Here is a 21,948-nt window from a genome sequence, read left to right as displayed (position 1 = left end):
TCCCCGTGCGCGCATGGCGGACGGCGCCCCTTGTGGAGACGGCTCGCCCGTCCCTAGAGTCCCGGTGTCGGATTCACCTACAGGGACCGCGTTCAGAATAGCGAACGACGCGGTCGAGGGGGCGTGCCGTGGCAGCCGAATCAGCAGCAGCCGAGACAGCCGGGACAGCCGGGACAGCCGGGACAGCCGGGACCGCAGTGGTGGGGACAGCGGAGGCAGCAGCACCAGTGTGGAGCGTGGACCCCCGCACGGGGAAGCGCCGTGAGCAGGTCGCCGTGGAGGCCGGTGCCGACGACGTCGACCGGGCGGTCCGGGCCGCGCACGCCACCGTCGGCGCGCTCGCCGACCGCACCGCCCGGGCCCGGCTGCTGCGCACCGCCGCCGGGCTGCTCGACGGCGCCCGGACGGAGGTCGTGGCCGCCGCCGACGCCGAGACCGCGCTCGGCGAGGCCCGGCTGACCGGCGAACTCGCCCGTACCACCGCCCAGTTGCGCTACTTCGCGGACATCGTCGACGAGGCCGCCTTCCTCGACGTACGGATCTCCCGACCGGACCCCAGCACCACGCCGCCCACCCCCGACCTGCGCCGGATGAAGATCCCGCTCGGGGTCGTCGCCGTCTACGCGGCCAGCAACTTCCCGCTCGCCTTCTCGGTGCCCGGCGGCGACACCGCGAGCGCGCTCGCCGCGGGCTGCCCGGTCGTCGTCAAGGCCCACCCCTGCCATCCGGCCACCTCCGAACTGGTCGCCGGACTGCTGCGGCGGGCGGCAGCCGAGGCCGGACTGCCCGAGGACGTCGTCGTGCTGCTGCACGGCTTCCGGGCGGGCGTCGACCTGGTCCGCCACCCGCTGGTCGCCGCCGCCGGGTTCACCGGCTCGGTGCGGGGCGGCCGGGCGCTGTTCGACGCCGCCGCGGCCCGGCCCGTACCCATCCCGTTCCACGGCGAACTCGGCTCGCTCAACCCGGTGGTGATCACCGAGGCCGCCGCCGCGGCCAGGCCCGAGGAGATCGGCGCCGGGCTCGCCGCGTCGATGACCATGGGCCAGGGCCAGTTCTGCACCAAGCCCGGCTTCGTGCTCGCCCCCGAGGGCCCGGGCGGCGACCGCTTCGTGGCCGCGCTCGCCGACGCCCTCAAGGGCGTCGAACCGGGCGTCATGCTGGCGCCCCGGATGCGCGAGCACTTCCTCACGGCGACCGCCGAGGGCACCCGTACGGACGGCGTCGACGCACCCGTACGCCCGGCGGGCGCCGAACCGCTCACCGTCACCCCCGGCTTCCTCACCATCGCCGCCGACACCCTGCTCGACGGCGACCCGCACGGCCTGCTCCAGGAGACCTTCGGCCCGGTCACCGTGGTCGCCCGCTACGCGAAGCGGGACCAGGTCAGCGCGGTCCTCGCGCTGGTCCCCGGCAACCTCACCGCCACCCTCCAGACCGCCGACGCGGACGACCCCGACGCGCCCTCCCTGCTCGCCGAACTCACCCCGCTCGCCGGCCGGATCCTCGTCGACGCCTGGCCGACCGGCGTCGCGGTCGCCGACGCCCAGCACCACGGCGGCCCCTACCCCGCCACCACCTCCCCCTTCACCTCGGTCGGCGGCACCGCGATCGAACGCTGGCTCCGCCCGATCAGCTACCAGTCCACCCCCCAGCCCCTGCTGCCGCCGGAACTGCGCGACGCCAACCCGCTGGGCGTACCGCAGCGTTGAGTTCCGGGGGGCGGGGCCTGCGGGTCCCGCGCGTCCTGCGGGTGCGGACCGGTCAGGGGGCGAGGTCCCCGGTCGGGTCGGCGCCGGGCGGCTGGACGTCGTACTGGACGACCTCCCCGGACAGGGCGTCGATCGTGGCTGTCCCGATTCCTCCGGACGTTATTCCTCCGGACGTTGCGGCGGGAGAGGTGGTCCCGGCCACCTCTCCGTGGACGAGCCAGCAGATCCGCCAGGTGCCCTCGACCGACTGCGCCACCAGCTGGGCCGCGATCCGCTCGGGCTTCGCACCGTCGCGGCCCGCACCGTCCTGGCTCGCGGCGCGCTGGAACGCGTCCACCGCGTCGGTTCGGGACACGCGCGGCCGTGGCAGTCGCGGGTCGGCGATGTCGCGCATGATCAGCTGGGTCACCGTGCCGGAGCGGTCGATCTGGATGTCGAGCCGCATCGGCTGGAGCACCCCGGCGGCGTTCTGCCGCCGCCAGCTCGTCATCCAGCCCAGTTCCGCCCGCTCGCCGACCGGGACGGTGACGGGCTTGGCGCCTCCCGTCAGGCCCCAGGGCGCGTGTTCCTCGGCGTAGCGGGTGGCGAGCGCGCGGGCGGCGGCCGCATCGGCCGTCGGGGTGGTCGTCCCGCTCACCGGGTAGCCGCTCGGCCTGCCGCTGTCCGCCATGTCGAGGCTCGCCTGGACGGTCCGCCGGTCGGGCCAGGACAGTTCGACGAAGCCCTCGTCGAGGGTGGCGATGACCGTGCCGGTGCCGTGCGGGCCGCGCGCGAACTCGAAGCGCTTGATCTCGTAGTGGTCGCCGAACGCGGCGGTGACCGCCGCGCGTGCCGCGTCCTGCTGGGACTCGTCAGCCGTGGTGACGGCGACGGTGTACTCCACCTTCTCGGGGTGGATGAAGACGACCCAGACCGCACCCAGGAACACGGCGGAGGACAGCGACCAGCCGATCGAACGCCGGGTCGCACGATGCCATGCCCCATCCGTCCGCGACCCGCCCGGACCCCGAGCGTCCAGCACCGCGACCCCCCAGCCGAGCGCCGCACCGGCGAGGACACCAAGAGCGTTCATCTGCAGGTCGCTGGTGTCGCAGCCCCGTCCGAGGAACGTCAGCGCGCCCTGGGCGGTTTCGATCGCGGCGGTGAGCAGCAGCCCGCCGAGCACGGTGGCGGCGATGTTGCGGGTGGCCAGCACGCCGAGCAGCCCGATGGGCACGAACATCCCGGCGTTCAGGAGTCCTTGGGTGGTCCCGAGCGGTTCGAGCAGATCGGCGTTCACGACGCAGACGCGTGACTGCTCGGTGGGAGAGCCGGTGGTCCACAGCGTCAGGGCCACGACGCCGGTGACGGCGGCGGCCAGCAGAGCATGGAGGACGGGACGCGGGGCGCGGGCGACCCGTACCGCCCGGTAGCGGAACGCGCCCACCGCCAGGACGAGGACGATCGCGAGGACGACGAACAGTTCGTGCCCGCGGAAGACTGCGTACAGCAATTCACGGTCTCTCTTGACGATCCGGCGACGAAGGCGGCACCTCGCGGCGCACAAGGCGCCGGGAGGCAGATGATCAGCAGCGCGACGGTATGGCGGCCGGGGTCTGGTAGGTCGTGCCGCCCGAGTAGAGCAGCCCGTTGGTCGGGTAGCACGGGTTGGCGAGCCCCGACCACAGGGCGTTGAACTCCTGGCCGGCGGGCATGCTCTGCGGCGCCTTGTAGTTGGTGTTCCCGCTGCGGAGGTACCCCAGCTTCGCCGTGACCGTGCTGCCGCCGTTCTTCCGGTACACCACGCTTACGCCACCACCGGTGTTGAACAGGTGGATCGAGAGGTAGCCGTTGCTCAGTGTGGTGCAGCGATCGCCTCTCGTGATGTAACCGTCGCTGGGGCAGTCTGTGACCTGTGCGCCGGTACTCCCCGCAGTGGCCATGGAGGCGCCACCGAGGAGGGGAACGAGGCTGATGGCGGCCGTGACCGCGACCTTCGACGCCGAGATACGCACAACGCACTCCTTCTTTCGTTGTCTGTGACGACAGGAGGCTTTCAAGCGGCTGATCGTAGGGGCTAATGCTTTGCAGTTACTCTGTCAACTCTCCTAAGAAGACGTGGTGTTGGCTGAAAATCCCTGTTCATGCCGTCCTTGATGCAAGAGCAGGGCTCGCTTGCAAACCGGAATTTCTCGATGGTGCAAGGGGCGACACGGTTTGCTGCTGCCGCCGCCCCCGGGCCGCACCTCGGCACGACACGACCCCGGACCGACCGGACGCTCAGCGCACCCGCGAGGTTTCACACCCGCACCACGATCTTGCCCGTGTGGCTGTTGGACTCCATCAGCCGGTGCGCCTCGGGCAGCGACGCCAGGCCGTCGAAGACCGCGCCGATCACCGGGGCCAGCGAGCCGTCGCGCAGGCCCGCGCCGAGGAAGGCGGCCACCCTGGCCCGGCCCTCGGGTGTCCTGACCAGGGCTCCGTTGGCGTAGCCGCGTACGGTCAGCGGCCACTGCATGGGCAGTTCGGCGGGCCGTGGGTCCAGCCAGCCGTAGAGGACCGCCGTGCCCTCCGGGCGCAGCGCGCCGCCGAGGCGGGCGAAGCCGGGGCCGCCGACCGGGTCGAAGACGAGGTCGGCGCCCCGGCCGCCGGTGATCCGGCGGGTCTCCTCCACCAGGTCCGTCTCGTCCGTGGCGATCACGTGCGGGGCGCCGAGGGCGAGCAGTGCCGCGCGCTTGTCCGGGCCGCGGGTGGCGGCGATCGGGATCGCGCCCACCCGCAGCGCGGTCTGGATCGCGGCCGTGCCGACGCCGCTGGACGCGCCGGTGATCACCACGTGGTCGCCGGGGCCGAGACCGCCTGCCTCCACCATGCCGCCGTACGCCGTCGAGTACGCCAGCCAGGCCGCCGCACCGGCCACCGCGTCCACCCCCGTGGGCCGCCGCACCAGATACTCCTGCGGCAGCACCACCCGCTCCGCGTACACCCCGTGCACCCCGAAGTCGAAGTTGGCCGCCGCCAGCACCGGATCGCCCGGCGCGTACCCCTCGACGCCCGCGCCGACCTCCTCGACGACGCCCGCCGCCTCGTAACCGAGCCGCGAACCCGGCAGTGTCGGCGCGTAGTAGTAGCCGCCGGACCGGAACAGCGCCTCGGCGCGGTTGACGCCGACCGCCTCGACCCGCACCCGCACCTCGCCCGGCGCGGGCGCCGGGAGCGCGATCTCCTCGACGGTGAGGACCTCGGGACCGCCGATCTCGTGGAACAGAACAGCCTTGGTGGTCATGTCACTTCGCATGTCACGTCGTATGTCACTTCGCATGTCGTCTGCCATGGGGACGACCGTAGGCGGGGGTCGGTGAGACGATCCATGTCCTTCTCGCTCCCGTACATGTCCCGTCGTCTCGTGGCCGGTCCGCCGGAACCGGACCCGGGGGTACGGTGCGGGGCATGGACGTACTGAGCGACGCCGTCGCCGCCATGCGGGCCGGCCGCCCGCACTCCTCCCGCACCGTCCGCTTCGCGCCCTGGGGCATCCGCTTCCCGGCGAGCGAGGGCGCGGGCTTCCACGTGGTGCTGCAAGGGTCCGCCTGGCTGCTGCCCGCGCCGGGACCCGACGGCGCGGCGCCGCCGCCGCTGCGGCTCGCGCCGGGGGACGTCGTACTGCTCCCGCACGGCACCGAGCACGGCATCGCCGACCGGCCCGACACCCCGCTCGTGGACGCCGTGCCCGCACCGGACGGCAGCTGGCCCACCCTGCCGGACCGGGGCCCGGTCGGCGCGGCCGACACCCTGCTCCTGTGCGGCTCCTACCAGCTGCACCGGGCCCGCGCCCATCCGCTGCTCACCGAGCTCCCGCCGTACGTCCACATCCCCGCCCGGATCGGCGCCCACCCCCGGCTGCGCGCCGCCATCGACCTGCTCGGCGCCGAACTCGCCGAACCGCAGCCGGGCTCCGACGCGATACTGCCCGCGCTGCTCGACACCCTGCTCGTGCTGCTGCTGCGCACCTGGTGGCTGACCGAGCGCGGCGAGCGGGGCGAACGGGGTGAGCGCGGCACCGGCTGGTCCGCCGCCCTCGCCGACCCCGCCGTCGCCACCGCCCTCAAAGCCCTGCACGGCGACCCGGCCCACCCCTGGACCGTGGCGGAACTCGGCGCGCTCGGCGGCCTGTCCCGGGCCGCGTTCGCCCGCCGCTTCACCGCCCTCGTCGGCCGCGCCCCGCTCGCGTACCTGACCTGGTGGCGGATGACCACCGCGGGCGCGCTGCTCCGCACCGACGACCTGCCGCTGCGGACCGTCGCCCAGCGCTCCGGCTACTCCTCGGAGTTCGCCTTCGCCAAGGCGTTCAAGCGCGCGTACGGCACGGCGCCAGGCCGCTACCGCGCGGCGGCCGGCGGCGCCCGGTAACGGCACGGAGGAACCGAGCGGCCCGGCCGGGCGTCGTGAAGGAGCATGATCGGATCCACTCCTCGTATCCAGTACGCGACGGCCGCCGACCTCGACGCCGTCACCGCCCTCCACGCCGAGGCCCGCGCCACCTACTACCGCGGCCATCTCCCGGACGAGGCGTTCGAGGGCCCCGAGGAACTGGCCCGCTCCCGGGCGGGCTGGGCCACGGCGATCCCCGCCGGGCGGGTGCTCTGCGCCTGGGACGCGGACGGCGCGCTCACCGGCATCGCCGCGTACGGGGGCCACGAGAAGTCCGGCGGCGTCGTCACGCTCAGCCAGCTCCACGTCCGCCCCGCCCGCTGGCGCGGCGGCGTCGGCACCGCCCTGCACACCGCCTGCGTCACCGCCTGGCGCGCCGCCGGGGCCACCGGCGCCCGCCTGGAGGTGTACGAGCACAACGTCCGCGCCCAGTCCTTCTACGCGGCCCGCGGCTGGGTCCCCGACCCGGTCGCCCCGCGCGCCGGTGATCATCTCGTGCTCCAGCTCACACTCGCCCCCGCGGCGGAATGAATGCGACGCGCCGGGGCGTTCCCGTCAGGCAAGACATCCGCCAAGGCATCCGCCAGGACCCACCCGGGTCCGCCGCCTCACGTCCAGGAGAGAGCCACCCATGCGCGTCGAGATCTGGAGCGACATCGCCTGCGCATGAACCAACGGAACCACATGTTATCGCGGGGGCGTTGACCTGCGCGGATGAACGCACGAAAGCCCCGCCCATGCGCCACGGGGCACACGGACGGGGCGGTTGAGGAACAGTCCCGCTCAGTGCTCGCGGGGTCGGCCCGGCTGACGGGTGGCAGCGCTCCGCCACGACCACAGCCCCCGACAGGCGGGCAGCGAGAGCCCGAAGAACGCTCCGCAGCGCGCGCACCATGGCAACCCGTTCTGAGGGTCCGTGGGGCACTCGTCGGCACAACGCGGGCACTGGCTCACGGGACCTACTTTCAGGCGCTCAGGTCGAACTCTCCGCCCTTGATGGCGGCCGTCAGATCGGCCCACTCGGCGGCCGTGTACGTGACGACGATGTCCGGCCGGTTGCTGTCGCGCAAGGCGACCATGCCGGGGACGTTGGTCGCGACCTCGGGGCAGTTGTTCACCTTCGGGTCGCGGCAAGCGGCCGTCTTGACGAACTCGAACTCGGGCAGCGCAGCGGACATGGGATGACTCCTCTTCGGAGGACTGGCGGGGAAGCGGTCCCCGCGCCGTCGTGCGCCCCGCTCTTTCGGCACTGCATCGGCGGCAGTATCGAAGAAGCGGGGACCATGCCCGGCCCCCGGCCGGACGGGACCACTGATGACAGGGCCTCACCGAGGGTCGGGAGTTTCAGACGGGCGTCACGGCGTCGGGCGGGACCAGCCACTCAGGGCCCCCGCCCTCGGGCCACACGAATGCCATGGGGCTCTTCCGGCGCTCGCTGGGGAGCTTCGCCGGGTCCTCCCATTCAGGGTCTACGTCGCGCAGGATGCCGACCCGTCCGGCGCTGTCCTGCACCTTCAACCCGACATCGCCCTTGGTGATCACCCGAACGCCTCTGCACGCAGCGTGGGACCGTCCTCGGGCTCTTCATCGTCCGGCTCCGGGATGCGGTCCCCTCGGCTCTCCGCGACCCTGAGCGCGTCTTGCAGGCACTCGGACAGGCGCAGGGCCGTGTACCTCACCTCGGAGTGGGGCGACTTGGGGTCGGACAGGACCTTGTGTGCCGACTCCAGGACGTTCGCGCCGATCCCGAGCTGAACGGCTTCCATCTCGTCGGCGAGGCGGGACAGGACGCTGTTCGGTCCGCCGTCCGTGCTCAGGTAGCACGTCTTGCCGTCCCTGGCCCATGGGAGCAACCGGGGCGGTAAACCCGCCGCCGCGTCGGCAAGTTCCTGCCGTCGCTTCCGGTCACCCTCGGTTCTGTTCGTCACGTCGCTCCCTCGGTCCGCTCGGTGGTTATAGGGACCGTACGAGCGACAAAAGGGCCAATCCACGTGTGGTGAGAGGTAGTTCGGGCGACCAGCGCGCCGAAGTACTGCGCTTCGCAGTGGCTCAGCCGGTGACCCCAAGGTGTGCCGCCATACTCCGCATCTCTCCGGTCAGGGTCCGCTTACGGGTCTTGAGAATGTCGGTCATGACGTAACGCGCCATGGGTTGGTGAGTGATCCAGCCCTCGGCGCGCTGCTTGATCTGCATCAGCTCGCCCATGGCGTCCTGGTGTTCACCGGATGCGACATGCGCCTTGGCCACGTCCAGGCGGTGACGGTTCCAGTTGTTCGGGGTGACTCCGCCGAGAGTGCGCAGACCGCCCGCGCTCACGGGGCCCTCATCGGCGCGCCGCAGCACCCCGCGCGCATCCCCGATCAACGACAGGTCTTCGATCGCCTTCATTTCCACCGTTGCCGGACCGAACCCGCCCCAGTGGTCGGGAAAGCCCATGTCCTCACGCCCCATGGCGCTTGCTGCCGTCGCTGCCATCCGCCGGGCCTCGGTAGCTACGTCCGGACGGTTGTTGCGCATGCTGGACGCGGCCACCCTGAGCCACAGCTCGCCCCATACGGCCAGGTGAGTGGTGGACGCTGAAGACAGCCGGGGTTCAATCGCTGCGGCCGTCTGCGCTGCAAGCTGCTCACACTCGTCAAAGCGGTCCTGCCGCAGCAGCAACCAGCACATGCCGACGACACCGGTTGCCGCCGTGAGTGTCTGCCCGTTCTCCCTGGCAAGGCGGATTGCCTCCGCCAGTGCGTAGTAAGCCATGTCGTACTGCCGCACCTGCGTGAGGAACTGGCCTGTCATCAGCAGCACTTGAGCGCGGGCGATCACCGCGTGTTGCTGCTCCTCACCGTCCAGGACGTTCACGGCGGCCTCAGAGCCACGCAAGAGCGGGGGAAGCAACTTGGCCACGGACGAATAGCGGTCCTGGTCGTACAGGGCGCGAGCGTCCCGAACCTTCTGACGAGTTGCGTCCAGCCCCCCGGGTTCCACTGGATCGACGGCGAGAGGGGCGGCGAGCCCGATGGGTGGCATGAGCGCGCGCCGCAATTCAATGAGGTGACGCCGGTTGGCGTCGTCTTGGGGGCCGACCACGGATCGCGGGGCCTCGGTGGCGAACAGCGCGGAGGTGCTGATCCCCAACGCGCGGGCGAGGGCGTGCAGGGTCTCAACCTGTACGTCCCCACCTTGTTCGACCTTGCGAACGGTACTCAGCGAAAGGTCAGCCGCTTCGGCCAACCCTTCCTGGCTCAGTCCGGCCGTGCGCCGGTACTTCCGGATGTTGTCTGCCAACCCTGTGGACATCAGCGCTCACCTCACGACAAGCGTATGCCCGCGCGCTATCCCGGCAACGCTGATCAGTCAAGCCGGGCGGAACGACGACAGCCCCCGGGCCACCCCAGAACGGGCCGACCACGGGGGCTTGGGTGGCTGTAGTGTCAGCCGTTGCGTACGCCTGTCATGCGGGCGGCAGCAGCTCGTCCCAGTCCGGTTCGGTCGGCTCGGCAACAGCGATGCGCGCACCCTCGCTATTGCGGTCCGGGCGGTAAGTCCCCTCCCTGACTGCCTGAATATGCGGTTTGGGCTTTTGCCCGGGTACTGCCATGGGGTTCACCTCCACCGAAACGCTCTGATGAGCCATGCGAGTTTTTTGCCTCCCTGCCGATCAATCTCGGCGAGGCGCGGGGGTCACCCCCTGGTCGCCGACTCAGAACCGGCGAGGACGGACACGCTCAGCAGCCCAACCACCCGGTTGATGCCTCGCGGTCTCGCGGTTGTGACACGACGTGCACAGCGGACGCAGACGCGACCACGCATCCGGATCGCTGACGCCCCGAGCCGCCAGCGAGCGACGCGACTCCGGGAAGTGATCCGCCACCGTCGCGATACGCGAGCACAGCACGCACCACGGATGCGCATACAAGTAGCGGCGCCGGACGCGCTGCCAGCGGGTGTCATAGCCCCGCTCGGCCGTCGTGCCTCGCTGCTGTTGCGCCTCGCGCTCGTGCGTCGGGCAGCGTCCCCCGCTCGTCAGCTCGGGGCACCCGGGGATTGTGCAGGGGGTACGGGGCTTACGGGGCATGTGGCACCTCGTGGCAGATTCAGGGCTGGCCCACCCTCCTATTTGGGTAGCCCAAATAGCGGAGCGCGCAAGCGCCCACAGTGAGCAGCGACGTTGCTTCGGTGCGCCCCTTGATCACGTCTGAGCGCTTTCGAACCGGGAGTCATGGAGACGGTTTGCCGGAGATGCTCATTCCGGATGGCTGGCAACTGGTCGGCTGCCACTGAAGAGAGGAACCTCCCCCCGTGCGTCTTCGTCATGCGGTCGGCGCCGCCTTCGGCGCCCTCGCCCTCATCGCGACCATCCCCACCTCGGCCCACGCCACCGACGGCGCCTTCCTGTACCAGTACGGCGACTCGGCCAACCCAAGTAGCGGGCAGCTGGAACAGCCGAGCACGCGCGTGTGCATCAATATCCCCGAGGTCGAGGGCAAGCCCGGCAGCGCGTTCTCGGCGAAGAACGACGTAGGCGACACCCTGGGCATGATCTACAGCGAAGAGGACTGCCAGGGCGTGGCCACGGAGATTAACTTCGGCGCTGAGCTCGGCGCCGATGTGAAGTTCAAGTCCGTGATCTTCGAGATTGAGTGAGCCACCACACTCCGCCCCGGTACGAGCCGCCACGGCAGGCCCGCACCGGGGCGGTGCCATGTCACGGGCACCAGCAGGCTCTACGCGGCACGAGCGGCCCCGAACTCCGTCGCTGTCTTGAGCCCGTGACAACCCCGGCACAAGACTTGCACGTTGCCGTCCGTGTCGGTCCCTCCCATCGAGAGGGGCCGCACGTGGTCCACGTCCACATCCGCCGCGAAAAAGTCGTCAAGGCACCAGTCACACCACGCGGTCCCCCGACGGTCGATCACTCCACGCAGACGCGCAGCAGCGTCGTGGCGGGCCGCTCGTCGTCGGCTCCGTGTACGTCGGCTGCGAACCGCCGGACGGCCCTCATACACCCCGTGGTGGGTCTCGCAGCGGCCCCGATGGGTCGCCGGTCCTGTGCAGTCGATACAGCGCATGGCGCCCCCTCGATGTTGTGAGCGACCGCATGGGCATCATGCCGCTACCCGTGGGCCCGGTTGCAATGGGCTTGTGGTCGCTCGTCGTCGGCCTGGTCGTCGTTGTCTACGTGCCCGCCCCCGGAGTCGAACCGGGAACTCTGCGGCCGATGTCCCAGACGAGCCGGACCGGTACCGCGCACCTCTACCGATTGGGTTAGACGGGCGTGTGCGTCCTGGCCGGCAGTACCGACCCGGACACAGTGGGGACCGCACGCGCTTGCGACCCCCGTTCGGCGACCCGCGGACGGGCCGGTTACTCGTGGGCGGTGCAGTCCCCGCGCTCTGCCACACGACCCCCGCACTACGCGGGGGTCGTTCCCTTCGACGGGAGGGTAGGCGGATCGATGGGCGAGCCGTCCGGTAGGCGTGGTGTGACATCCACGGTCAGGACGCCACCGGGGTCTGCCGGAGTACGCATTGGCTGGACGCTGCGGGGCATCACCGTTTCCCCTTCCGGCGCCAGGCCCATGTCTGACCAGAGCGGCCGTCCGTGCGTATCACGAGGGAAGTACGGATAGTCCCCGTCCGGGCCGGGGTCCAGCGCGTCAACCGCCATCGTCAGCCCCGTTCCGCAACAAAGGCTTCGCGCTGCGCGTCCAGATCCTCCGAGAACTTGGCTCCGAGTGCTGCCGCCTGCTTCTCTACGGTCCGCTGGATCTCGTCCAGGATCGCGGCGTCGTACCAACGCTGCTCAGGTACTGTCACTGCCTCGCGCAGCGCCGTCTGTGCACGCTGTGCCTCCGTGAGAACGTGCCCTCGCTTGTAGCGGGCGGACCGGTACTCGACATACGCCGCGAACCACGGTTCAGCGGAAAGAGCCGCCAAGAACCGCGCGTGCGCATCGTCGCCGGAGTTCGCGGCTTCATCCGCATGGTCTCGCCACGTGGCGACGACGTTGCGGTTGTACGCCTCTTCCCGTTCAGCGCGGCGCACCGATTCCGCTTCCTGTGCGGCGTCCAACTGTGCCTGTGCATCAGCGAGCGGTCCGGACAGCTTCTCTGCCTGCGCACGCAGCTTCGCCACCCGCTCGGCAGCCTTCTCGATCTCTGTAGCCATGACTCACTTGCCCCCGTTGTTCACATCGCGCCCGTGCTCGGCGGCCAGCTTCTTGTCGTGCTCGTAGTAACCGAGGCTCATCAGGGCTGTGGGGCCCATCCGGTCAAACATCTCTGGGTGGGAACACTTCATAGCAGCCAACTCCTCCATGTGTGCGTTCCACTTCCAGGATTCGGCGCGACTACGCTCCTTGTCGCGGCGTCCGTTGAGGAATTCGGCGCGTCGGAGATTTTCGTTCATTAGGACTCCTTAGTTAGTTATTGTTCGCGGCGGGTATGGAGGCCGCGCGGCGTCTGCGGTAGGCGAATTGCTTGCAGCGATTCGAGCAGAAGCGGCGAGGGCGCCCGCGACCTCTCCAATTGGCGGGCTCACCGCACACCCCACACGTGGCATTCTCACGCTGCCACTGGGCTACGCACTCGGCGTCCTCCAATTCGTCCTGTGCTGTGCGGCAGTCGTCTTCCGCTTCGTCGTCGTAGTCGCAGTACTTCTTTCGTGCGCTTGTGGCTTCGAAGTGTTCACCGCACAGAGGGCAACGCTTCAATGGTTGTCGTGTCGGCTTTTTGCTCGCGCGGTAGGCGACTTGTCGGCATGATGGGGAACAGTAGCGTTCCTGCCTACCCGTCAACCTGTGTCCGCAGTTTCCGCAGTCGGAAAGCTGGTTGTCCCAGGCGTAGTAGCCCACGGAACTCCTATCCGAAACTTGTTACTTAAGAGGATGGTGAGGCCATGGTTTCTATTTTTCTCTTAGTTTTTAAAGAGAAAACCAGAAGCTGTAATAGGTCATGGGGGTTTCGTAGTCGTTTCTTCTCGCTGGGCAGCGAGAAGCCCCGGCGATGTGAAATCTTCCGCCGGGGCTTCGGTGGTTGGTCGATTAGGCGGCAGCCTTCCGGGCAGCCCTAGACCGAGCGACGTGCGCAAGCGAGGCGTCTAGTGGACTCTCGTCCGTCGCAGTGTCAACCCATGAGATGGAGATGCGTTTATCAATCGGGGTGCGGTCGCCACGTCCCTTCGGCGGATTGAGAGTGATTCTCCCTATGGCTGCTCGAAGGAGGGCGCGCTGTCCACTCGGGCCAGCGTTCTCCCATAGCTGTGTAAGAGCCCTCGGATCCATGAGAGGGCTCAGGTCAGCTTCCTTCTCAAGTTCCCTTAGTTCGGCTTTCATTCCATCGATCTGCGTGGAGAGTTCCGCTCGCAGTGATTCATAGCGTGACTCATCCATCCCGCCGCCGATAAAGTATTCTTTTTGGAGCTTGAGCTCGCGCGATGCCGCGCTGTCCAGGGCTGCCGAGACCTCCTGCTTCCGTTTTTCCTTTGCAGGGTCTTTGTAGTCGAGCCACTTGCGGGCGATCGCGTGGATAACGTCGGACTCCGGGGAGAGGCTAAGTATGTGCGTCTCCCACAGCCCGGAGATCGTTTTATCGATCCTCGTACGCCCCGTGGATAGTCCCTTGCATGAGGACGCGCCCTGTCGCTGTCGTGCTTGGCAGCGATAGTTGACTCCTCCGTTTTCCATGGGGCCATTGCAGTGCCCGCAGCGCAACAGGTCCGTAAGGATAGCGACGATTTCGCGCTTTCCGCGGGACCGGTCGCCGATGGAAGTTCCGGGCTGGGCTCGTTCAGCCAAGATCTGATTAATCTTGACGTGTTCCGCAAAGGTGACGACTCCCTGTCCGCAGGAGATTGGGTGGCCATCCTTGTCCAGTAGCGGAGTTCCGCCACGGTGGTACTTGTCCAACTCGTTGCCGTGCTCGTCGCGCATCTTTTCCCGACTGGGTACCAAACCGGCCCATGCGACTGAATGGGCAAGGCTGATGATTCCCGAATCGGTCCACTTGCGGCCGTGTCGTGTCCTCAATCCCTCGCTGTTGAGCTTGTTCGCGATCCAGGCGGGAGTCAAGCGGTTGAGTAGATAGACAGCAATGCGGCGAGCGGTCGGATATTCCTTCGGCAGGTGGAATAGTTTTCCGGATCCCTTGGGGGAGTAGAGACCGTACGGGGCTACTCCTCCGTTCCATTTTCCTTCCATCTTGTTCGCGAGCACGCTCAGCTTTGAAAATTGTGAAATGTCCGCTGCTTGCTCTCGCGCTTGCTCCGAAAGAATGGCTAAGATCATTCGAGACTTGGACGAGTCGATTCGCTCAGCCACGACATAGATGCGGGCCTTTCTGGCGTCGAACTCGTCAAGAAGTAGGCCAACCTGTCCCATTCCGCGTCGCGAAAGGCGGCTTGTCTTGTAGACGGTCAGTGTTTTCGAGAGGCCCGCTATTACTGCTGCCGTTGCTTTCTCGAACTCTTCTCGCCGGACGCTGGCTTTGCTGGCGCTCCGCTGCTCAAACCACAAATGCCGAACTTGCTTGTTTTCGCTTCGGGTGTGGTGGCACATTTCTCGGACTTGCTGCCGGAGCGCGGCAAGGGTGTCTTTCTCCTTGCTCCGCCGCAAGTACATTTCTACGAGGTCGATCGGCTCGCCCGTGGCGGGCTCCCACAACCCCAGCTCTCGAAGCTCGTCGTCTTCGAACCCGAGCGCGCGCAGCGTGGGAAGATCTTCGCGTTCCATGGTCATCCGTTCGCCGAAGGTGACCACCTCCTGAGACTGCGGCGTCGTGTGGCTCTACCCGTAGTAGGGACCAAAGGTGTCCCCGTCATCCGGGTCCCCCGCTGTAGGGACCGAAGGGTTCCTGCCTCCCCGAGAGTTCCGGGGGGTCTGTTCCCTTGTGGGGACCAAGGAGTTCCCGGATGCCTCTGTGGGTGCCCTCACGGTGTTGTAAGGGGCAAGGAATTCCCGATGCCCTGTAGGGAGTGGAGAGTTCCTCCAGTCCCTCATGGGGAGCAAGAAGTTCCCGTCACTGTCCTGTGGAGGCCAGCAAGTTCCTCTCACTCTCTGTAGAGAGCGGGAAGTTCCTGCCCGCCCCGTAGGGACGGAGAGATTCCAGCGAGCACGTTTCCGCAGGTCAAGCGTGGTATGGCTCCGTTCGTCCACGCCTGCCCCTGGTGCTACATCGGCAAGGCCCGCTTCGAGAAGGGGCTCGCGGCCTTCGCCCACCGCGACGAGATCGAGGTCGTGCACCGCTCCTTCGAGCTCGACCCGCACCGCGCCAAGAGCGAGACCGGACCGGTCCTGGAGATGCTCGCCAGCAAGTACGGGCGGACGCTCGACGAGGCCCGCGCCATGGAGGCGCACGTGGCCACCAACGCGCACTCCGAGGGCCTGGAGTACCGCACCGAGGGCCGTGACCACGGCAACACCTTCGACATCCACCGCCTGCTGCACCTGGCCAAGGACCGCGGCGTGCAGAACGCGCTGCTCGACCTCGCCTACCGCGCCAACTTCGCCGAGGAGCGGTCCGTCTTCGACGACGACACGCTCGTCGCCCTCGCCGTCGAGGCGGGACTCGACGAGACCGAGGTCCGCGCGGTGCTCGCCGACCCCGAGGCGTACGCGGACGCGGTGCGCGCCGACGAGCGCGAGGCGGCCGAACTCGGCGCCAACGGTGTGCCGTTCTTCGTCCTCGACCGCAAGTACGGGGTGTCCGGCGGCCAGCCCGCCGAGCTCTTCACGCAGGCCCTGGAGCAGGCGTGGCAGGGCCGCGCCCTCCAGCCGGTCGGCGGCGCCGCCACCGCCGGGACCGCCGACGCCTGCGACATCGACGGCGGCAACTGCTGACGGACGGGCCGACCGGCGGCTGACGGACGGGCCGACCGGCGGCTGACCGACTGCCGACCGGCGGCTGCCCGACGGCGATTCCGGCCCGATGCCGCCCCTCCGTCGGACCGACCGCCGCACTGGCTCATAAGGATGCCTTGGGCTTTCCCCATGATCTTCGCCAATTGACGTGAGATCGTGGGGAATCCAGGCTGGTGCCATGACATCTGTGGATCAGCCGGCAGACCCTTCGACGCCCCTCGGCGGGCCCGAGTTCGCCCCGCAGCGGACCTATCTGAACACCTCGGCCTGCGGCCTGCTGCCGCGCCGCACCATCGAGGCGGTGACCCGGCTCGCCGAGGAGACCGCGGCCGGCCGCGCCGAGGGCGCGGGCAGCTTCGACGTCGTCGACGAGGCCAGGGCCGCGTTCGCCCGGCTCGCCCACGTCACCCCCGACCGCGTCGCCGTCGGCAGCTCCGTCTCCGTCCACGTCGGCATGGTGGCGCAGTCCATGCCCGCCGGGGCCGAGATCCTCTTCCCCGAGGGCGACTTCTCCTCCGTCATCACGCCCTTCACCGTCCGCGGCGACCTGCGGATCCGCTACGCGCCGCTGGAGCGGCTCGCCGACGAGGTGCGCCCGGACACCGCGCTCGTCGCCTTCTCCGCCGTGCAGTCCGCCGACGGCCGCACCGCCGATCTCACCGCGATCCGCGCCGCCGCCACCGCCCACGGCGCCCGCACCCTGCTCGACGCCACCCAGTCGGCGGGCTGGCTCCCGCTGCACGCGGGGGAGTGGGACTTCACCGTCTCCGGCGGCTACAAGTACCTGCTCTGCCCGCGTGGCGCGTCGTTCCTCACCGTCACCGCCGAGGCGCAGGACGCGCTGCTGCCGATCCACGCGGGCTGGGTCACCGGCGAGGAGCTGTGGGTCAACAGCTACGGACCGGTGCGCGAACTGGCCCGGTCGGCCAGCCGGTTCGACGAGCCCCCGGCGTTCCTCTCGTACCACGGCGCCGCCCGTTCCCTCGCGCTCCTGGAGGAGATCGGGATCGAGCGGATCGAGGCCCACGACAAGGCCCTCGCCGCCCGCTTCCGGGCCGGGGTCGCCGGGCTCGGCCACCCGGCGGTCGCGGACGACTCCACGGTCGTCGGCGTGCCCGGGCTCGGCGACCGCGCGGACGCCCTGCGCGAGGCGGGCGTGCTGCTCTCGGCCCGCGCGGGCAATCTGCGGGCCTCGTTCCACCTCTACAACACGACCGCCGACGTCGACCACGCCCTGAAGATCATCGCGGGCTGAGGCGGCGCGGACCGGGGCACCGGGACCCCCGGGCCCCGGTGCCCCGGCGGGCTCAGGCGCCCCACGCCTCCGTGACCGCGCGGCGCGCGCCCTCCAGGTCCACGGTCCGGCCCGTCTCCGCGAGGGCCGCGCCGAGCGCCGCCAGCGAGGACTGGACGGCGCCCGGGGTGGCGTCGACGCCGTAGTGGTTGACCCGGATCATCTCCTTGGCGAGCGCCCCGCCGCCCGCGATCAGCGGCAGCGACGGATCGGCGGCCAGCGCCTTCGCGACCAGCCCGGCGGCGTCCACGCCGGCCGGGGAACGCAGCGTGGTGGCGACCGGGGCCGCGTCCCGCGCCTCGTGGACGTACGGCTCCAGACCGCCGCCGAGCGCGAGCGCGCCCGCCCGGGTGGCCGCCGCGGCCGACGCGTGCCGCGCCATCAGGGCGTCCAGGCCCTCCGCCTCGATCCGGTCCACGCACGCCTCCAGGGCCAGCATCTCCAGCTGCGCCGGGGCGTGCAGCAGCGTCCGGCGCCCGCCGTCGATCCACCGCTCCTTCCAGTCGAGCAGCGAGAGGTACGAGCGGCGCGGCGCGTCCGGGTTCGCGGCGAACCGCTCCCAGGCCCGCGCGCTCACCGACACCGCCGACACCCCGGCCGGGCCGCCCATCGCCTTCTGCGCGCCGATGATGCACATGTCGACGCCCCAGGCGTCCGGCAGCACCGGCTCGGCGCCGATCGAGGCCACCGCGTCCAGGTAGAACAGCGCGCCGTGCGCCCGCACGACCTCGCCGATCTCCGCGACCGGGTTGGTGTTCCCGGTGGCGGCCTCCGCGTGGACCAGCGACACGAAGTCGATCTCCGGGTGCTCCTCGAACGCCCGGGCCACCTGCTCGGCGGTGACCGCCGTGTGGAACGGCACCGCCAGGTCGATCACGGTGGCGCCGCAGTCGCGCAGCCAGTTGCCGAAGGTCTGCCCGTACGGCCCGGTGACCACGTTCAGGGCGGTCGACCCGCGCCGGGCGCCGCTGCGGATGCAGCCCTCCAGGGGCAGCAGCGCCTCGCCCTGGGTGATCACCACGTCCTGCTCGGTGGAGAGCAGCGCGGCGACCCGGCGCTCGATCGACGCGAACTGGGCGGCGGTCAGCGGGGCCAGGTCAAGGAGCGGGTGTGTCACGGTCACGGCGGTGCCTTCTTCGTCGGTGGCGATGCGGGCCAAGACTACCGAGGGGGTACGGCGGGGGCGCGTGTGACAGCCCTGTACGGAACATGTCACAGACCGCGCGCCGGGGGCCCGAGGCGCTTCCCCCGGGACCCGGCCGGTGGGATGTTACGAGCCGGAGTGGCCGGGAATCACCGGCCGCGGGGCGGGAGGACGGGGTGGGCACCATGACGGACGGTTCCGGCAGACACGACGGCACCACAGGCATCAGCAGAATCACTGGCACCACGAGCACCACAGGCACCACGGGTATCGCGAGGTCCACGAGCACCGCAGGCCGTTCGCGGGGACGGCGCGCCCTCGTCATCGGCGCCGCCGCGCTCGCGCTCACCGCGCCGCTCGCCCTCGGCGGGGCGGCCGCCGCGGGAGCGACGGGCCAGGGCGCCACCTCGTACGCCCTCGCGCCCCGTACGACCGTCGCCGTCGGCCCCGCGACGGTCCTCGCCGTGTCGCCGCCCACCGCGCGCACCATCGTCTTCTCGCGCTACAGCGCCACCGCCTCCATCGAGGACCTGTACGCGATCGCCCCGGCCGGCGGCACCGCCGTCAAGGTGACCGACACGCCCACCGTCAGCGACGTGATGCCCAGCTGGTCGCCGGACGGCAAGCGGCTCGCGTTCGTCCGGTACGGCTCCGGCGGCGCCATCGACGGCATCTGGACCATGAAGGCGGGCGGCGGCGGACTGGCGCCGCTGCCCGGCGCCAAGGGCGGGTCCGAGCCCGCCTGGTCGCCGGACGGCACCCGGATCGCGTACGTGAAACCGGTCGGCACCCAGCGCGAGCTGTACGTCGCCGACCTCGACGGCACGCCCACCACCCGGCTCACCCACACCGCCGCCGACGAGGGCAGGCCCTCCTGGTCGCCGGACGGCAAGAACCTCGCGTACAGCCGCTCCGACGCCACCACCGGCTACAGCAGGCTGCTGCGGATCAATGTCGCCACCCACGCCCAGACCCCGTTCACCGGGCCCGTCACTCACGACGCCACGCCTGACTGGTCGCGCACCGGATGGATCGTCTTCAGCCGGGTCGAGACGGCGGGCGGCTTCGCCCACCTCTTCGTGATCCGCCCCGACGGCTCCGGCCTCAAGCGGATCACCGCCGCCCGCGCGAACGACAAGTACCCCGCCTGGTCGCCGGACGGCTCCCGGGTCGTCTTCACCCGGGGCGGCTCCGACGACGCCGACCCCGAACACCTCTGGCTGGTGCGCGGCGACGGCACCGCGCCCAAGCAGCTCACCAAGACCCCGAGCCACGACCAGCAGGCCGACTGGCGCCCCTGATCCGGTGGCAGTTCAGGACGACGGCCCGGCCGCCTCCACACCGGGCCGCCGTCCCCATGCCGTCAGCATCCCGGCCGACAGGTCCGCGCACCCCGGCCCGTCCAGATAGCGCACGGCCTCGTCCACGGCCGCCTCGTCCACCAGGCCGGTCGCGCACATCGCGGCCCGGCCGCGCTCCCAGGTGTCCGCCCAGAACCGGCTGATCGGACTGCCCGGAAGCAGCGGCGGCACATGCAGCTCCGCCCCGACCTCGCCCAGCCCGGCCGCCCGCAGCAGCCGCGGATACGACGGCACCCAGGACACATCGGTGCCGATGGTGTCCCGCAGCCCCTGCCACATCGCCCGCATCGCCCGGGTGTACGGCGTGCCGGGCCGGGCCGCCGCGCTCGTCAGGTCGACCGCGTCGCTCAGCACCAGCACCCCGCCCGGCTCGACCAGTTCGGCGAGCCGGGCGATCAGCCGTTCCCGCTCCGGCAGATGCATCAGCACGAACCGGGCGTGCACCAGACGGAACCGGCCGGGCGCGAAGTCCGGCGCCGTGACGTCCGCCCGCCGTGCCTCAAGTCCCGGCACGGGCCGCTCGGCCAGGAACCGTACGTCACGGTCGACGGCGAGCACCGAACTCACCCCGGCCTCGTCGAGCAGCGCCCGCGCCACCGTGCCCGTCCCGGCCCCGACGTCCAGACAGTGCCAGCCGGGCCCGGCCCCGAGCGCCCGCAGCCGCGCCAGGGTGAAGGCGTCGTAGGCGAGCGCGCCGAAGTCGATCCGCTCGCCCTCGCCCGCCCGCTCCGGCGGGAACACCGCCTCGCCGTACCGCCCGCCGGACCGCTCGCCATGCCGCTCGCCGTCCGTACCGGACCCCGTCATGCCGGACCTCCTCGCCACCGGAGCGCGCCGTCGGCCCCGTACCGCCGCCGCGCGTGCGCCGATGATCCCCGTACCGTCCGGACACCGGCCCCGCGCCGCGCCGTACCCCGGCCGTTCGGCGGCTCGTAGAGTGCCGGTATGAGCGATCACGTGGTGCTGCATGTGAAGGGGCGGGTGCTCGTCGGACCGGAGGACGTACGGGACGAACTCTGGTGCGTCGACGGGCGGATCACCTTCGAGCGGCCGCCCGCCGCCGCGGGGGAGACCCGTACGGTCGAGGGCTGGGTGCTGCCCGGTCTGGTCGACGCGCACTGCCACGTCGGGCTCGACCGGCACGGTCCGGTCGACGAGGCCACCGCCGAGAAGCAGGCGCTGACCGACCGGGACGCCGGGACGCTGCTGATCCGGGACGCGGGCTCGCCGTCCGACACGCGCTGGATCGACGCGCGCGAGGACCTGCCGAAGATCATCCGCGCGGGGCGGCACATCGCCCGCACCCGCCGCTACATCCGCAACTACGCCCATGAGATCGAGCCCGCCGAACTCGTCTCCTACGTCGGCCGGGAGGCCGGGCGCGGCGACGGCTGGGTCAAGCTGGTCGGCGACTGGATCGACCGCGACCTCGGCGACCTGGCGCCGTCCTGGCCGCGCGCCGAGGTCGAGGCGGCCATCGCCGAGGCACACCGGCTGGGCGCCCGGGTCACCGCGCACTGCTTCGCCGAGGACTCGCTGCGCGACCTGGTCGAGGCGGGCATCGACTGCATCGAGCACGCCACCGGGCTCACCGAGGACACCATCCCGCTGTTCGCCGAGCGCGGGGTCGCGATCGTCCCCACCCTCGTCAACATCGCCACCTTCCCGCACCTCGCGGACGGCGGCCAGGAGAAGTTCCCGCGCTGGTCGGCGCACATGCGGCGGCTGCACGAGCGCCGCTACGACACCGTGCGCGCGGCCTGGGACGCGGGCGTGCCGGTCTTCGTCGGCACCGACGCGGGCGGCTCGCTCGCGCACGGCCTGGTCGCCGCCGAGGTCGAGGAGCTGACGAAGGCGGGCATCCCGGCGCTCGACGCGCTGTCCGCCACCACCTGGCGCGCCCGCTCCTGGCTCGGCCGCCCGGCCCTCGCCGAGGGCGCCCCCGCCGACCTCGTGGTGTACGGCGAGGACCCGCGCGCGGACGTCCGGGTGCTCGCCGCACCGCGCCGGGTCGTCGTCAACGGCCGGGTGATCGGCTAGCCGGCCACCCGGCGGCCCGGACCTCCGTGCGGGGTGTCTGGTGCGGGGGGGGGGGGGGGGGGGGGGGGGGGGGGGGGGGGGGGGGGGGGGGGGGGGGGGGGGGGGGGGGGGGGGGGGGGGGGGGGGGGGGGGGGGGGG

General features: G+C 70.7%; 21 protein-coding genes. 8 read left to right on the top strand and 13 right to left on the bottom strand.

The window, feature by feature from the left end; translation table 11 throughout:
- The first annotated feature begins 227 nt into the window (after positions 1–227).
- On the top strand, positions 228–1,709 hold the full coding sequence (locus ACIPXM_RS09475) for an aldehyde dehydrogenase (NADP(+)) (RefSeq protein ID WP_401653758.1): 1,482 nt from the start codon (positions 228–230) through the stop codon (positions 1,707–1,709).
- 52 nt (positions 1,710–1,761) lie between these two features.
- Here ACIPXM_RS09475 and ACIPXM_RS09470 read toward each other — a convergent pair whose 3' ends face one another.
- The 3 genes from ACIPXM_RS09470 to ACIPXM_RS09460 all read right to left on the bottom strand — a co-directional run bounded on the left by ACIPXM_RS09470 (position 1,762) and on the right by ACIPXM_RS09460 (position 4,974).
- Complete coding sequence (locus tag ACIPXM_RS09470) at positions 1,762–3,201, bottom strand: VanZ family protein (RefSeq protein ID WP_401653756.1); 1,440 nt, start codon at positions 3,199–3,201, stop codon at positions 1,762–1,764.
- A gap of 73 nt (positions 3,202–3,274) precedes the next feature.
- Positions 3,275–3,493, bottom strand: a complete 219-nt coding sequence (locus tag ACIPXM_RS09465; protein ID WP_401653754.1) for a hypothetical protein — start codon at positions 3,491–3,493, stop codon at positions 3,275–3,277.
- A 494-nt stretch (positions 3,494–3,987) separates the two neighbouring features.
- Entirely contained in the window at positions 3,988–4,974 is a 987-nt protein-coding gene (locus tag ACIPXM_RS09460; RefSeq protein WP_401653752.1) for a zinc-dependent alcohol dehydrogenase family protein, read from the bottom strand.
- 164 nt (positions 4,975–5,138) lie between these two features.
- On the opposite strand from ACIPXM_RS09460, the gene ACIPXM_RS09455 reads away from it, so the two are divergent.
- Positions 5,139–6,098, top strand: a complete 960-nt coding sequence (locus tag ACIPXM_RS09455; protein WP_401653750.1) for an AraC family transcriptional regulator — start codon at positions 5,139–5,141, stop codon at positions 6,096–6,098.
- Positions 6,099–6,143: 45 nt separating this feature from the next.
- Positions 6,144–6,650, top strand: coding sequence for a GNAT family N-acetyltransferase (locus tag ACIPXM_RS09450; RefSeq protein WP_401653748.1), 507 nt, complete (start codon positions 6,144–6,146; stop codon positions 6,648–6,650).
- 434 nt (positions 6,651–7,084) lie between these two features.
- Here ACIPXM_RS09450 and ACIPXM_RS09445 read toward each other — a convergent pair whose 3' ends face one another.
- From ACIPXM_RS09445 to ACIPXM_RS09425, 5 genes are all read right to left on the bottom strand, one after another.
- A complete protein-coding gene (locus ACIPXM_RS09445) occupies positions 7,085–7,297 on the bottom strand; it encodes a DUF397 domain-containing protein (RefSeq protein WP_401653746.1) in 213 nt (70 codons plus the stop codon).
- Between the two features lie 166 nt (positions 7,298–7,463).
- The gene (locus ACIPXM_RS09440; RefSeq protein ID WP_401653744.1) at positions 7,464–7,661 is read right to left on the bottom strand and encodes a hypothetical protein; all 198 of its coding nucleotides are present in this window, start codon (positions 7,659–7,661) and stop codon (positions 7,464–7,466) included.
- Positions 7,658–8,047, bottom strand: coding sequence for a hypothetical protein (locus ACIPXM_RS09435; RefSeq protein ID WP_401653742.1), 390 nt, complete (start codon positions 8,045–8,047; stop codon positions 7,658–7,660). Before ACIPXM_RS09435 ends, ACIPXM_RS09440 begins: the two co-directional genes overlap by 4 nt.
- Positions 8,048–8,168: 121 nt before the next feature.
- Positions 8,169–9,413 carry a helix-turn-helix domain-containing protein gene (locus ACIPXM_RS09430; RefSeq protein WP_401653740.1) on the bottom strand — a complete coding sequence of 415 codons (1,245 nt, stop codon included), beginning with the start codon at positions 9,411–9,413 and terminating at the stop codon, positions 8,169–8,171.
- A gap of 154 nt (positions 9,414–9,567) precedes the next feature.
- A complete protein-coding gene (locus ACIPXM_RS09425) occupies positions 9,568–9,750 on the bottom strand; it encodes a hypothetical protein (RefSeq protein ID WP_401653739.1) in 183 nt (60 codons plus the stop codon).
- A gap of 665 nt (positions 9,751–10,415) precedes the next feature.
- Between ACIPXM_RS09425 and ACIPXM_RS09420 the strand changes: the two genes are divergently transcribed.
- Positions 10,416–10,760, top strand: a complete 345-nt coding sequence (locus ACIPXM_RS09420; protein WP_401653737.1) for a hypothetical protein — start codon at positions 10,416–10,418, stop codon at positions 10,758–10,760.
- 80 nt (positions 10,761–10,840) lie between these two features.
- On the opposite strand, the gene ACIPXM_RS09415 is transcribed toward ACIPXM_RS09420, so the two are convergent.
- The 3 genes from ACIPXM_RS09415 to ACIPXM_RS09405 form a co-directional block, all read right to left on the bottom strand.
- Positions 10,841–11,185 carry an HNH endonuclease gene (locus tag ACIPXM_RS09415; RefSeq protein ID WP_401653734.1) on the bottom strand — a complete coding sequence of 115 codons (345 nt, stop codon included), beginning with the start codon at positions 11,183–11,185 and terminating at the stop codon, positions 10,841–10,843.
- A 600-nt stretch (positions 11,186–11,785) separates the two neighbouring features.
- Positions 11,786–12,283, bottom strand: a complete 498-nt coding sequence (locus tag ACIPXM_RS09410) for a hypothetical protein (protein WP_401653732.1) — start codon at positions 12,281–12,283, stop codon at positions 11,786–11,788.
- An 874-nt stretch (positions 12,284–13,157) separates the two neighbouring features.
- Complete coding sequence (locus ACIPXM_RS09405) at positions 13,158–14,870, bottom strand: recombinase family protein (protein ID WP_401653730.1); 1,713 nt, start codon at positions 14,868–14,870, stop codon at positions 13,158–13,160.
- Positions 14,871–15,248: 378 nt separating this feature from the next.
- On the opposite strand from ACIPXM_RS09405, the gene ACIPXM_RS09400 reads away from it, so the two are divergent.
- A complete protein-coding gene (locus ACIPXM_RS09400) occupies positions 15,249–15,950 on the top strand; it encodes a DsbA family oxidoreductase (RefSeq protein ID WP_401653728.1) in 702 nt (233 codons plus the stop codon).
- Between the two features lie 199 nt (positions 15,951–16,149).
- Positions 16,150–17,226, top strand: a complete 1,077-nt coding sequence (locus ACIPXM_RS09395) for an aminotransferase class V-fold PLP-dependent enzyme (RefSeq protein WP_401653726.1) — start codon at positions 16,150–16,152, stop codon at positions 17,224–17,226.
- Between the two features lie 52 nt (positions 17,227–17,278).
- On the opposite strand, the gene ACIPXM_RS09390 is transcribed toward ACIPXM_RS09395, so the two are convergent.
- Positions 17,279–18,382 (bottom strand): pyridoxal-phosphate-dependent aminotransferase family protein, encoded by a 1,104-nt coding sequence (locus ACIPXM_RS09390; RefSeq protein WP_401654776.1) that lies wholly within the window; start codon positions 18,380–18,382, stop codon positions 17,279–17,281.
- Between the two features lie 212 nt (positions 18,383–18,594).
- Here ACIPXM_RS09390 and ACIPXM_RS09385 point away from each other — a divergent pair, with 212 nt between their 5' ends.
- Positions 18,595–19,710 carry an LpqB family beta-propeller domain-containing protein gene (locus ACIPXM_RS09385; protein ID WP_401653723.1) on the top strand — a complete coding sequence of 372 codons (1,116 nt, stop codon included), beginning with the start codon at positions 18,595–18,597 and terminating at the stop codon, positions 19,708–19,710.
- Positions 19,711–19,722: 12 nt separating this feature from the next.
- Here the strand turns inward: ACIPXM_RS09385 and ACIPXM_RS09380 are convergent, their stop codons facing one another.
- Entirely contained in the window at positions 19,723–20,577 is an 855-nt protein-coding gene (locus ACIPXM_RS09380; RefSeq protein WP_401653721.1) for a class I SAM-dependent methyltransferase, read from the bottom strand.
- 138 nt (positions 20,578–20,715) lie between these two features.
- On the opposite strand from ACIPXM_RS09380, the gene ACIPXM_RS09375 reads away from it, so the two are divergent.
- The gene (locus ACIPXM_RS09375) at positions 20,716–21,810 is read left to right on the top strand and encodes an amidohydrolase family protein (protein ID WP_401653719.1); all 1,095 of its coding nucleotides are present in this window, start codon (positions 20,716–20,718) and stop codon (positions 21,808–21,810) included.
- Positions 21,811–21,948: the final 138 nt, after the last annotated feature.

The sequence above is a fragment of the Streptomyces sp. NPDC090025 genome (assembly GCF_044748125.1).
Classification (GTDB): Bacteria; Actinomycetota; Actinomycetes; order Streptomycetales; family Streptomycetaceae; genus Streptomyces.
This window is presented reverse-complemented; position numbering and strand designations above follow the sequence as displayed.